Annotated in this window: 13 protein-coding genes; 6 read left to right on the top strand and 7 right to left on the bottom strand. The window is 57.9% G+C overall.

The features are described from left to right. The first annotated feature begins 3 nt into the window (after positions 1 to 3). From JQR87_RS11380 to rpsA, 3 genes are all read left to right on the top strand, one after another. Positions 4 to 2220: a bifunctional prephenate dehydrogenase/3-phosphoshikimate 1-carboxyvinyltransferase gene (locus tag JQR87_RS11380; protein WP_407297736.1), complete on the top strand. Its 2217-nt coding sequence runs from the start codon at positions 4 to 6 to the stop codon at positions 2218 to 2220. Beyond that, positions 2217 to 2903 carry a (d)CMP kinase gene (gene cmk / locus JQR87_RS11375; protein ID WP_407297110.1) on the top strand — a complete coding sequence of 229 codons (687 nt, stop codon included), beginning with the start codon at positions 2217 to 2219 and terminating at the stop codon, positions 2901 to 2903. Before JQR87_RS11380 ends, cmk begins: the two co-directional genes overlap by 4 nt. A gap of 173 nt (positions 2904 to 3076) precedes the next feature. After that, positions 3077 to 4762, top strand: coding sequence for a 30S ribosomal protein S1 (rpsA, locus tag JQR87_RS11370; RefSeq protein WP_083380720.1), 1686 nt, complete (start codon positions 3077 to 3079; stop codon positions 4760 to 4762). Positions 4763 to 4916: 154 nt separating this feature from the next. On the opposite strand, the gene JQR87_RS11365 is transcribed toward rpsA, so the two are convergent. Further along, positions 4917 to 5360, bottom strand: a complete 444-nt coding sequence (locus tag JQR87_RS11365) for a MarR family winged helix-turn-helix transcriptional regulator (protein WP_407297112.1) — start codon at positions 5358 to 5360, stop codon at positions 4917 to 4919. Between the two features lie 79 nt (positions 5361 to 5439). Here JQR87_RS11365 and JQR87_RS11360 point away from each other — a divergent pair, with 79 nt between their 5' ends. After that, on the top strand, positions 5440 to 6606 hold the full coding sequence (locus tag JQR87_RS11360; protein WP_407297114.1) for a PLP-dependent aminotransferase family protein: 1167 nt from the start codon (positions 5440 to 5442) through the stop codon (positions 6604 to 6606). An 87-nt stretch (positions 6607 to 6693) separates the two neighbouring features. Next, entirely contained in the window at positions 6694 to 7248 is a 555-nt protein-coding gene (locus JQR87_RS11355; protein WP_407297116.1) for a glutathione S-transferase family protein, read from the top strand. Positions 7249 to 7296: 48 nt separating this feature from the next. Here the strand turns inward: JQR87_RS11355 and folE are convergent, their stop codons facing one another. From folE to JQR87_RS11335, 4 genes are all read right to left on the bottom strand, one after another. Beyond that, positions 7297 to 7842 (bottom strand): GTP cyclohydrolase I FolE, encoded by a 546-nt coding sequence (gene folE, locus JQR87_RS11350; RefSeq protein WP_407297118.1) that lies wholly within the window; start codon positions 7840 to 7842, stop codon positions 7297 to 7299. Between the two features lie 111 nt (positions 7843 to 7953). Beyond that, positions 7954 to 8511 (bottom strand): Smr/MutS family protein, encoded by a 558-nt coding sequence (locus JQR87_RS11345; RefSeq protein ID WP_407297120.1) that lies wholly within the window; start codon positions 8509 to 8511, stop codon positions 7954 to 7956. A gap of 78 nt (positions 8512 to 8589) precedes the next feature. Next, entirely contained in the window at positions 8590 to 8907 is a 318-nt protein-coding gene (locus tag JQR87_RS11340; RefSeq protein ID WP_407297122.1) for a hypothetical protein, read from the bottom strand. Positions 8908 to 8990: 83 nt separating this feature from the next. Further along, positions 8991 to 9584: a cysteine hydrolase family protein gene (locus tag JQR87_RS11335; protein ID WP_407297124.1), complete on the bottom strand. Its 594-nt coding sequence runs from the start codon at positions 9582 to 9584 to the stop codon at positions 8991 to 8993. Positions 9585 to 9771: 187 nt separating this feature from the next. Here JQR87_RS11335 and prmB point away from each other — a divergent pair, with 187 nt between their 5' ends. Next, positions 9772 to 10692, top strand: a complete 921-nt coding sequence (prmB, locus tag JQR87_RS11330) for a 50S ribosomal protein L3 N(5)-glutamine methyltransferase (RefSeq protein WP_407297126.1) — start codon at positions 9772 to 9774, stop codon at positions 10690 to 10692. 20 nt (positions 10693 to 10712) lie between these two features. On the opposite strand, the gene JQR87_RS11325 is transcribed toward prmB, so the two are convergent. Continuing rightward, positions 10713 to 11498 carry a hypothetical protein gene (locus tag JQR87_RS11325; RefSeq protein ID WP_407297127.1) on the bottom strand — a complete coding sequence of 262 codons (786 nt, stop codon included), beginning with the start codon at positions 11496 to 11498 and terminating at the stop codon, positions 10713 to 10715. Between the two features lie 67 nt (positions 11499 to 11565). Then, positions 11566 to 12543 carry an alpha/beta hydrolase gene (locus tag JQR87_RS11320; RefSeq protein WP_407297129.1) on the bottom strand — a complete coding sequence of 326 codons (978 nt, stop codon included), beginning with the start codon at positions 12541 to 12543 and terminating at the stop codon, positions 11566 to 11568. Positions 12544 to 12590 lie beyond the last annotated feature (47 nt).

Here is a 12590-nt window from a genome sequence, read left to right as displayed (position 1 = left end):
GGCATGACGAGACGTCCTCGCCTGGCCGTTATCGGCCTGGGCCTGATTGGCGGCTCGTTTGCCAAGGGCCTCCGCGAAAGCGGTCATTGCGCTGAAGTGGTCGGGTTCGATCTGGACCAGCGATCCCGAGAACTCGCCGTAGACCTCGGCGTGGTCGATCGGTGTGCGAGCAGTCTCGCGGAAGCCTGTCAGGGTGCAGACGTTATTCAGCTGGCTGTCCCAATCCTGGCGATGGAGCGTTTGCTGAGCGAGCTTGCACGGCTCGATCTCGGTGCGTCAGTGCTCACGGATGTCGGCAGCGCGAAGGGTAACGTTGTGCGCTGCGCCCGCGAGCAGTTTGGGCGAGTCCCCCCTCGTTTCGTGCCGGGGCATCCGATAGCCGGTTCGGAACAGAGTGGCGTCACGGCTGCCCAAAGCACGCTTTTTCGGCGGCACAAGGTGATCCTCACACCTTTGCCAGATACCGACCCAGCAGCGCTTGCGCTGGTCGACATGCTGTGGCGTGCGTTGGGTGCCGACGTCGAACACATGGACGTTCAGCATCACGACGAAGTATTGGCAGCCACCAGTCATCTACCGCATCTGTTGGCGTTTGGTCTGGTGGATTCGTTGGCTAAACGCAACGAAAATCTCGAGATTTTTCGTTACGCCGCCGGCGGGTTCCGCGACTTCACCCGCATTGCGGGCAGCGACCCTGTGATGTGGCACGACATTTTTCTCGCCAATCGCAAGGCGGTGCTGCATACACTCGATGATTTTCGTGCCGACCTCGACGCCATACGCGCGGCGGTCGATGAAGGAGACGGGCATACCTTGCTGGGCGTGTTTACTCGCGCCAAAGCAGCCCGCGAACATTTCAGCAAAATACTGGCTCGCAGAGCCTATGTGGACGTTATGCATTCCAAAGATCTGATCTTCCTCGCCAATCCTGGTGGCAGCCTCAGCGGCCAGATTCGCGTGCCAGGCGACAAATCCATTTCCCATCGCTCGATCATGCTCGGTTCGCTTGCAGAAGGGACTACCGAGGTTGAAGGCTTTCTCGAGGGTGAGGACGCCCTTGCAACCATCCAGGCCTTCCGCGACATGGGTGTAGTCATCGAGGGGCCCAACCAGGGGCGCGTTACGGTTCATGGTGTAGGTCTGCATGGTTTGAAGCCGCCACCAGGTCCGATCTATCTCGGTAACTCGGGTACCTCGATGCGTTTGTTGTCTGGCCTTCTGGCGGCGCAGCCGTTCGATACGACCCTTACCGGCGATGCCTCGCTGACCAAACGACCCATGAACCGCGTCGCCAAGCCCTTGCGTGAAATGGGTGCGGTAATCGAAACGGCCGCTGAAGGGCGCCCACCTTTGACCATTCGTGGCGGTCAGAAGCTTTCCGGTATGCACTACGACATGCCGATGGCCAGTGCCCAGGTGAAATCCTGCCTGCTCCTGGCTGGGCTGTACGCTGCAGAAAAAACATCGGTTACCGAGCCCGCGCCTACCCGAGACCATACCGAGCGGATGTTGCAAGGCTTCGGCTATCCGGTGCACGTCAAAGGCAGCACCGCTACGGTGGAATCCGGCCACAAGCTGCGCTCGGCTCAGATTGAAGTGCCAGCTGATATCTCGTCTTCGGCTTTCTTCATGGTCGCGGCCAGCATCGCACCCGGCTCCGATATCACGCTTGAGCATGTGGGGGTCAATCCCACCCGTACCGGCGTCATCGACATCCTCCAGCTGATGGGCGCCAACATCGAGTTGAGCAATCTGCGTGAGGTGGGTGGTGAGCCGGTTGCCGATATCCGAGTGCGTGCCGCGCAGTTGAAGGGGGTCGATATCCCTGAAGATCTCGTTCCGTTGGCCATCGATGAGTTCCCGGTTCTTTTTGTGGCCGCGTCCTGTGCGCAAGGACGGACCACACTGCGTGGCGCTGAGGAGTTGCGAGTCAAGGAGTCCGATCGGATCCAGGTGATGGCCGACGGTCTGCGCGCGTTGGGTGTGGATGCTACGCCGACGCCGGATGGGATTATCATCGAAGGCGGCGGCGCCTTTGGCGGCGGAGAGGTATGGGCGCATGGCGATCACCGTATCGCCATGTCCTTCAGTGTGGCCGCGCTGAGGGCCAGTGCGCCGATTCGTATCCATGATTGCGCCAATGTGGCGACTTCGTTTCCCAACTTCCTGGCGCTGGCCGAACGGGCTGGCATGCGGGTAGGCGTGGAGGATAATTCATGAACAGGCAGGTCCCGGTCATCACCATTGATGGTCCGAGCGGTTCCGGAAAGGGTACGGTTGCAGCGCTGCTGGCTGCCAAACTTGGCTGGAACTTTCTGGATTCCGGCGCGCTTTACCGTTTGCTTGCGTTTGCAGCCCGAAATCATGGCGTGGACCTAACCAACGAGGAGGCGCTCAAGCTGTTGGCGGCTCATTTGGATGTGCAGTTTGGCGCGGCCAAGGGTGGCGACGGAATGCAGATCATTCTTGAAGGTGAAGATGTAACCCAGGCGATCCGCAACGAGCACGTTGGGGCCGGCGCCTCACAGGTCGCTGCGCTACCGGTCGTGCGTGAGGCGTTGCTGCAGCGTCAGAAAGCTTTTCGTGAGCCGCCGGGGCTCGTAGCAGACGGGAGAGATATGGGTACGGTGGTATTTCCCGACGCGCCGTTGAAGATTTACCTCACTGCAAGCGCTGAAGAACGTGCCCGCCGGCGTTACCTCCAGTTGAATGGCAAAGGCGATGATGTTAATCTCGCGAGTCTTCTCGATGAGATACGGGCGCGCGACGAGCGCGACACCCAGCGTGAAGTGGCTCCGCTGAAGCCCGCTGACGATGCGGTACGGCTGGACTCCACCGATTTATCGATCGAGCAGGTACTAGGACAGATTCTAAGCGAAGTTGCTAAGCGCGATTTCGTCTGAAGAGTGACCGCCGAGAGGCGGCCGGACGGTCTCTCGATTTCGAGGGCCGTTAACAAGGAGGCATGTGGGAGACCAGATCTAGTCCCGCAGGCCTTTTTTTATATGAATGAACCCACTTCTATCTGGGATGTGGAGATTGGGCGGATCCTCGCCCGAAAACAGCAGGAATAAACATGAGCGAAAGCTTTGCAGAACTTTTTGAAGAAAGCCTAAAAACCCTCGACATGCAGCCGGGTGCAATCATCACCGGCATCGTGGTCGACATCGATGGTGACTGGGTCACTGTTCATGCCGGTCTGAAGTCCGAGGGCGTCATCCCGGTCGAGCAGTTCTACAACGAGCAGGGCGAGCTGACCATCAGCGTGGGTGACGAAGTTCACGTTGCGCTGGACGCGGTTGAAGATGGCTTCGGTGAAACCAAGCTGTCCCGCGAAAAAGCCAAGCGTGCCGAGTGCTGGATTGTTCTGGAAGCGGCTTTCGCAGCTGAGGAAGTGGTCAAGGGCGTTATCAACGGTAAGGTTAAGGGCGGCTTCACTGTCGACGTTAACGGCATCCGTGCGTTCCTGCCAGGTTCCCTGGTTGATGTCCGTCCAGTGCGTGATACCACTCACCTGGAAGGCAAGGAACTCGAGTTCAAGGTCATCAAGCTCGACCAGAAGCGCAACAACGTTGTTGTTTCCCGTCGTAGCGTTCTGGAAGCCGAGAACAGTGCTGAGCGCGAAGCGCTGCTGGAATCGCTGCAGGAAGGCCAGCAGGTCAAGGGTATCGTCAAGAACCTCACCGACTACGGCGCGTTCGTCGACCTGGGCGGCGTGGACGGCCTGCTGCACATCACCGACATGGCCTGGAAGCGCATCAAGCATCCGTCGGAAATCGTCAACGTTGGCGACGAGATCGATGTCAAGGTGCTGAAATTCGATCGCGAGCGTAACCGCGTATCCCTGGGTCTGAAGCAGCTGGGTGAAGACCCATGGGTTGCTATCAAGGCTCGTTACCCAGAGAACACTCGTGTTGTGGCCCGTGTCACCAACCTCACCGATTACGGCTGCTTCGCTGAGCTGGAAGAGGGTGTCGAGGGTCTGGTACACGTTTCCGAAATGGATTGGACCAACAAGAACATCCACCCGTCGAAGGTTGTACAGGTCGGCGACGAAGTGGAAGTTATGGTTCTGGACATCGACGAAGAGCGTCGTCGTATCTCCCTGGGTATCAAGCAGTGCAAGTCGAACCCATGGGAAGACTTCTCTGGCCAGTTCAACAAGGGCGACCGCATCTCCGGCACCATCAAGTCGATCACCGATTTCGGTATCTTCATTGGTCTGGACGGCGGCATCGACGGTCTGGTTCATCTGTCCGACATCTCCTGGAACGAAGCTGGCGAAGAAGCCGTACGTCGCTTCAAGAAAGGCGATGAGCTGGACACCGTCATCCTGTCGGTTGATCCGGAGCGTGAGCGCATCTCCCTGGGCATCAAACAGCTGGAAGACGATCCGTTCTCCAACTACGCAGCCGTCAATGACAAGGGCAGCATCGTTCGCGGTACCGTGAAAGAAGTTGACGCCAAAGGCGCCATCATCGACCTGGGTAACGATATCGAAGCTACGCTGAAGGCCTCCGAAATCAGCCGTGACCGCGTTGAAGACGCGCGCAACGTCCTGAAAGAAGGCGAAGAAGTCGAAGCCAAGATCATCAGCATCGACCGCAAGAGCCGCGTCATCAGCTTGTCCATCAAGTCGAAAGATGTTGAAGACGAGAAGGACGCGATGAAGGAACTGCGTACCAAGCAGGACGTAGAACCGACTGCCGGTCCGACCACCATCGGTGATCTGATCCGTGCACAGATGGAAAACCAGAACTAAGTTCTGCAATCCATTAAAAAGGGCGACTTCGGTCGCCCTTTTTTGTGTCTGCGTTCCGGCCGAAAAACGCTTCAAGCCTATTGATAGCCGTCAATCCAGATAGCGTTCGGACTCTGTTGGCAGCCTGTGCCTACCGCCTACCGCCTACCCGCGTTCAGAAGCGTGGTGTGCCTGTCGCCAAAGCCTGATTCACGGCCATCCATCCACTTACCGCTTCCTCTCCTGCTTGTTGGAATGCGCGCTCGAGCAGGCGCACCTGTTCGCGCCGTAGCGCCTGCTCCAGTTTGGCGCCATCGGCAGTAAAGCACAGCAAACGCTTTCGCTTATCGTCGTCGGCTGTCCTGCTTTCTACGAGATGCATTTCGATGAGTTGTCGCAAGGGCGTATTCAGAGCTTGCTTGCTGACGCCTAGATAACCGAGCAGCTCTTTAACGCTGAGGTCGGGGTAGCTGGCTATGAAAAAGAGGATGCGGTGATGTACCCGAGACAGTCCGCGTCGGGCAAGCATTTCGTCTGGCTTGGCCGTGAAGGCTTGGTATCCCAGAAAAAAGCGCTCCATGATCTGACGTTGAACGGTGCTTTTATTTAGGTCAGGCATATTGACGTATCTGTCTGTCAGTATTAATTTCGGTCAAGTAGTTTGACTTATTTTATCTAGCCTTGCATCTGGTGCCTCCATGGCCTTTTCCGAACGCGTTGACCGACTAAAAAGCTCATTGATCCGTGAAATTCTCGCCGCAGCACAGCGTCCCGAGGTGATGTCGTTCGCTGGCGGGCTACCGGCTGAGTCGATGCTGCCGAAAGTCGACTGGGCGCCGATGCCGGTTAGCCTGGGTCAATACGGTATGAGCGAAGGAGAGCCTGCGTTGCGTGAGGCGATCGCGGCCGAAGCGCGATCCCTCGGTGTGCCGTGCTCAGCGAGTCAGGTGCTGATCGTAAGCGGCTCCCAGCAGACCCTGGATCTCGCATCCAAGTTGTTCATAGATAAAGGGACTGAGGTTTTGCTTGAAGCGCCAACTTACCTAGCCGCTCTTCAGGCATTTCAGCTGTTCGGCGCCGATTGCCTTGCTGTCGAGCAAGAGGCGGACGGGCCTTCACTGTCAGCGCTTCGCCAGCGCCTGGAGCGGCATAAGCCGGCGTTTGCCTACCTTATTCCAACCTTTCAAAATCCGTCTGCGGTTCGCTACAGCGAAGAAAAGCGTGCGGCTGTGGCTGCGCTGCTCGATGAGTTCGAGGTCACGCTGATTGAAGACGAACCCTATCGTGAGCTGGTATTCGATGAAGAGCGTGCGCTGCCTATCGTCAGCCGCCTGCGAAGCGCGAGCTGGATCTATACGGGAACGGTCTCCAAAACGCTGCTGCCGGGGCTTCGTGTCGGCTATTTGATAGCGACACCAGACCTGTTTCCATACCTGCTTCGGCTAAAGCAATCGGCCGATCTCCATACCAATCGTGTCGGTCAGTGGCAGGCGCTGCAGTGGCTTGGCAGTGACCAGTACCGCTCCCACCTAGATGAGTTGCGTAATTTTTACCGACTGCGTCGCGATGCAATGCAGGCGGCTCTCACCGAGCATTTCGCTGATCTGGCGGATTGGCAGCTGCCTCAGGGTGGGCTGTTTTTCTGGTTGCAACTGAAGAGACCCATTGATACCCGGACGCTGCTCGATTGTGCTCTGGCTCGCGACGTCGTGTTCATGCCGGGGGAGCCGTTTTTTGTCGATCCGGAGCAAAACCCTGGATATTTGCGGCTGAACTTCAGTCATGTTGCGCCAGCCCGCCTACGTGAAGGTGTCAGCCGACTGGCTGGCGTGATCCGTGAAGCGTTATTGAGCAACGCGGCCTAGTACGAAACGGCATCTGTCCCAGGAGGGATTATGAGCTACAAGGTTTATGGCGATCACCGATCCGGCAACTGCTACTAGGTGAAGCTCATGCTGCACTTGTTGGGTCATGACTACCAATGGATTCCGGTGGATATTCTTCGCGGTGAAAGCCGAGAGGAGGCGTTTCTGCAGAAGAATCCCAACGGCAAGATCCCGGTCTTAGAGCTTGATGACGGTGCCTGCCTGTGGGAGTCGAATGCCATCCTGAACTTCCTTGCAGAGGGAAGCGATTACCTGCCGGCAGATGCCCGTTTACGTACTCAAGTTTTGCAGTGGCAATTCTTCGAGCAGTACAGTCACGAGCCGTTCGTCGCCGTTGCGCGCTTCATCAAGCTCTATCTAGGAATGCCTAGTGATCGATTGGATGAGTACGCCGCCAAACTGTTGGACGGCTATCGAGCACTCGATGTGATGGAGCAGCAATTGGACCGCACCCAGTACCTGGTGGGAGATCGCTATACAATCGCTGATGTCGCGCTGTACGCCTACACTCATGTAGCAGAGGAGGGTGGCTTCAGTTTAGCCGATTACCCAGCGATTCAGGCCTGGCTCATGAGGGTGGAGGCCCACCCCCGACATGTTGCTATGTATCAGGATCAATAAGGGGAGTTGCCGTGGAAGGAGAGGCTTTTGCAGCCACTCCTCAGGCGATCACTTGACCAAGCCGAGAAACTCGCTGCGAGTCGCAGCGTTCTCACGGAACTGTCCAAGCATTACAGAGGTAACCATAGACGAGTTCTGCTTTTCGACACCCCGCATCATCATGCACATGTGCTGGGCTTCGATGACGACAGCTACACCCCAGGCGCCCGTAACCTGATTGATGGCTTCGGCGATCTCGCGAGTAAGATTCTCCTGAATCTGCAGTCGCCGTGCGTACATCTCGACGATGCGCGCAACTTTCGAGAGGCCAAGCACCTTACCGTTGGGCAGGTAGGCGACATGTGCCTTACCGATGAAGGGCAGCATGTGATGCTCACAAAGCGAATAGAGCTCTATGTTCTTGACCAGCACCATCTCGCTATTACTGGAGCTGAACAGTGCGCCGTTTGTGACTTCCTCGAGCGTCTGCTGGTAACCCTTACACAGGTACTGCATGGCTTTTGCTGCGCGCTTGGGCGTGTCGAGCAGGCCCTCGCGGTTAACGTCCTCGCCCAGTTGGCCAAGGATCGCGGTGTAATGTGTTTCCAGTGACATGAGACTACCTGCAGGCTTGCAATATAAAGCGCGAATGCGAAGGTTAGGGGGTCGATGGCTCAGCTGCAAGCAGCAAGCGTTTCGCTAGAGGTTTGGATGAGAAGCACCCCATTATTCATCGCGGCCTTCGAGCATGGTCCGCTTGAGCATCACATACACGGCACCAGTACCGCCGTGTCTTGGCACGCAAGACGTGAAACCCAGCACCTGGGGGTGCTGGCGTAGCCATGTGTTGACATGGCTCTTGATCATCGGCCGCTTACCGTCTTTCCGCGCGGCTTTTCCATGGGTCACGCGCGTACAGCGAATCTCGAATTTGCAGGCTTCAGCAAGAAAATCCCAGAGCAGCTCGCGTGCTTTTTCGACACTGAGGCCATGCAGATCCAGGCTACCCTCGAAAGGGATCTGGCCGGCTTTCAGCTTGCGCATCTGGCTGTCCTGAACGCCGTCTCGCACCCAGTACAATTCGTCCTCAGCGGACACATCTATTACAAACTGATCTGAGAGCCCATCTATTCGAGTCTCACCGTCATTAATCGAGGCATTGGCGCGCCGGGTAGCCAGCTGTGCCTTGTTGCTCCTCGGTTTGCCGGTATCCGCTCGGTCATGCTCAATCGGCTTGACTCCGCGAACGGCCGATTTGAACAGGGAAAAATCGTCGTCTTGCATAGCGCCTCCGCAGTTGCCCGCGATTTTACCCCAAAGCCTCAGCCTGGACTGCTCATCAGAAGGAGGTTGGAGAAGTCTTCAGCGCTTCTTTTTCAGCCGCGGCGACATGCTCAGCCCGCTGGGTTCGCGCAGCCGGCGATGCACGCTGCGCCGAATCAGCGTGCCAACTAGCATCAGCACCATGCCTAAAATCAGCAACGTCATTGCAGCTTGACGATCGAGCCGCAGGCTGGCGAAAGCTTCAAGGCCGTCAAACAGCGACGCCACTCCAACAACACTGAAAAGAACCCCCGAGACGATCAAGACCAGACCGAGCGCAGCAGCGAGCCGCGAGCCCCAGCTGCGCTGTCGTTTGGGGCGGAGACGGCGAGCGTCGAAACCATCGGTTCGTTTCATTCCGGTTGCCTCTTGCGACAGCTATGGCCGGGAGGTTGCGGTCAGGGAATTCGATACGTGCGGCGCGCTGAGGTTTGGCCGGCTTATGCCAATGCCTTGGCGTCTGACACGCAGACTGCGAAGTTATCGGCGAGAATCGTCATCTCCATACGATGCACCTCGGCGGCGGCGATGGCCCCTTCGGCCATCGGTAGATCGCGGGTGGCGCAGGCCTTGTCAACGATAGTGCAGCGATATCCGTAATCCTTGGCAGCACGGATCGTTGTACTCACGCTTGAATGGGTCATGAATCCGCAGACGATGAGATCGAGACGACCATGCTGTTGCAGCAGTTCGTGCAGCTTCGTGCCGGCAAACGCGTTGGGCAGTGTCTTGCCTATCACGGTTTCGCCTGGAAGCGGTGCCGCTTCCGGCATTATCTGACCGCGCAATCCCTGAGGATCGAACAGTCCGCCCGGAATGCCCAGGTGGTGCACATGCACGATGGGCGCGCCAGCCGCGCGGGCAGCGGCCAACAGCGTGCTGATCTGTTCAAGTGCCGAGCCAAGATTCGGTAATGCGAGGGTCCCTGTCCGGTACTCTTCCTGAACGTCGATAACGATAAGCGTCGCGTTGGCCAGAGTCGCCGGTGCATAACTGCGGCCACTGAGCTGAAGCATGGTCTGTGGCTTGGACATGACTGACTCCTTGTTCTGAGAGGGGCATGATTGTGGCGCCAGTGGCGCGAGATGTGAACAGCCAATAGATCATGAATTCGTCATATAGATTGCTGGCCGAATGTTATTTCGCCGCGCAAAGCTGCATCGCCCACGATACATGCGTGGTCATCAGCTAAACTGCCGCCCTTTTTAGAGGAGATGCCCCGTGACTGCTTCGCCTTCCCAATTGCGTACCTTGCGTGATCATATCCGCTGGGCTGTCAGCCGCTTTCATGCCGAACATTTGTTCTTCGGCCATGGTACCGACAACGCATGGGATGAGGCCCGCCAACTGGTACTTGGTGCTTTGCATCTACCTTGGGAGATCGCAGATAGCTACCTGGATTGCCGACTGGAAAAGGATGAGCGTGAGCATTTGCAGGGCTTGTTGCGGCGGCGAATCGAGCAACGCATTCCCACCGCCTACCTGCTTGGCCAGGCCTGGTTCTGCGGTCTTCCCTTCATTGTCAACGACCAGGTATTGATTCCCCGCTCCCCGATCGGGCAGTTGATCGAGCGTCGCTTCGAGCCGTGGTTAGCAAAGGAGCCGGCGCGAATCCTCGATCTTTGTACGGGTTCGGGTTGCATAGGTATTGCCTGTGCCTATGAGTTTCTCGACGCGGAAGTGGTGCTGGCCGATCTATCCTTCGAAGCGCTGGAGGTCGCCAACCGCAACATTGAGCAGCACGGCCTTGAAGATCGGGTCTACACGGTGCAGGGAGATGGTTTCGAAGGGTTGCCCAAGCAGCGCTTCGACCTCATTGTCTCCAATCCTCCCTATGTGGACGCCGAGGATTTCGCCGACATGCCCGCTGAGTTTCATCATGAGCCTGCGCTAGGATTGGCCTGCGGTGAAGATGGGCTCGATCTCGTAAGAAGAATGCTGGCCGAGGCGGCGGACCACCTGACGGAGACCGGTAGCCTCGTCGTCGAGGTCGGCAATAGTCAGGTCCATGTAGAGGCGCTGTATCCGGAGGTGGACTTCACTTGGCTGGAGTTCACTGAAGGCGGCCACGGCGTATTTCTGCTTGCTGCCCGTCAGTGTCGGGAGTATCAGGCGCTATTCCGCGAGCGGCTTGTGCGATAGCAGGTTGGCAGAGGTCGATGTCAGCGGGTTGCGATCCAGATCAGCAGCCCAGCCTGGAATAGAGCAAAGACGACCAGGCAGGCGATGGTGAACCGGAGGGTGCCGTCCTCCCGGCGAAGCTTGCTCAAGCGTTCCTGAATGTCGCGAATCCGGTTTTCCTGCTCGAGCAGATTGCGGTCAGCTAGTTCGAGCATTGCCGCGGCGTCCTGCAGATCGATGACTTGAACCTTCTCGCTATTCCAGTCGGGCCGCAACGCACTGACACGAGGCGCACTGTAGGTTGCCTTGACCTGCTGGGACTCAGGATAAACGACATCGAAGCCCTGGCTCAGCAGGCACTGATCCCGCCGCAAGCGCGCGTCCTCTGCGTTTATATCCTTGCCCGGCAGGGCGCCACCCTCAACCAGATAGTGCGCCCAGCGTTTTTGGGCCCAGCGTACGCCCTGCGCGATCAGAAAGCGTCCGAGGCCGCGGTTTACCGGCTCCAATCGAAGACCTGTATCGGGTCCGAAGCGCAGCTCCTTGGCGCGATGGTCTGCCCAGATCTCAAGCACATTATGCTGCTTCGAGGTCAACTGGCCCGGTTGCCTTACGTAGAGCTTCAACAGGCTCTGCTGTGGCGTATGCCGCTCGACTTGAGCCAACTCCACGAACCTTAGCGGGCGAGCTCCAGTTTCACGATCAGTGGGCAGGGGAGACAGGCGAAGCAGCCGGAAACGATCCGGGGCAACCTCGGCCCATGGATGTGGCTGGGCAGGGGGAGGTGTTTGGGCTTCGCTTTCGGTAGTGTCTAGAGAATCGGTCATCTCGGCGTCCATGGCCTTCGCGGTAGTGGCGTTGCGGCAGGCAACTAGCGTATCGGCCGAAATCACGCTAACTGGATGCTGGCAATACGCTATGGGTGCGGAGGAACTGAATGATCCGATCCGGCAGGGCACGAGCTATGGGCAACTCGGGCTGATTGTAGGTGACCATCTGTTGGGCGTGCTCCTTGCTGGTGATGCGCAACACATGGCCCATCCCTTCTATAAGCGCCAGCTCAGCATCTGGTCTGGCCCGGTTAAGTAAAACAGCGTCCAGCGGCTCAACCTGGATGTCGTGAGTGCCTTGAATGATCAACGCTGGCGCTGTGGTCCCAGCGAATGCTCCAGACGGGTCCTGCCGAAACAGAGATATCAGGTACGGCTGCACGCTGGGGCGAAACAGAATCTGTAGAACGTCGGGCACCTGCTGGTGAACTCTTCCTGCCTTGAGCTCGTCGATCAGGTAGTTTGCGGTTGCCAGTAGTGACGGGGGCAAGCGGCCCTGAAGCTGCTCGCGCAGTAGCGTGTCGATCGAGCGACCACTGCCTGCGAGCGTGATCAGGGCAGCCGGCTTCACCGTGGGCTCGGCCAGGCTGGCTATCAACGCACCCTCGCTGTGACCAATCAGTACGACCGATGAAAATCGCGGGTCAGCCTGCAACTGCTTCGCCCAGGCCACTGTATCATCAACATAATCTTCTACGGCTAGTTCGCTCTCATTGGGCGCCAGGGCGCTGCTCTGGCCAACTCCACGCTTGTCGTAGCGAAGACTGGCGACGCCGCTCCTGGCTAGGGCGTGTGCCAGCCGCTTGAGACTGTCGTTGCGGGCCATAGGGTTGTTGCCATCTCTGTCGGTCGGGCCCGAACCGGCAATGAGCAGGGCGACCGGCACGGGCGCATCGGTTTTCGGCAGCACCAAGCTGCCCTGGAGACGGCCATCCGGTACCTCAAGGCTCATCTCCAGATTTTGTAGCCTCTGGGCTTGGGCTTGGGCTTGGGCGAGAGCGGGGAGCATATTGATAAGTGTGAGCAATATGAGAAAACGCATGAGCTAGGATCAACCATCGCGAAGCGGGTGAAAGCGGGGCGAGGACA

The organism is Stutzerimonas stutzeri (genome assembly GCF_051028275.1).
GTDB lineage: Bacteria > Pseudomonadota > Gammaproteobacteria > Pseudomonadales > Pseudomonadaceae > Stutzerimonas > Stutzerimonas stutzeri_AS.
This window is presented reverse-complemented; position numbering and strand designations above follow the sequence as displayed.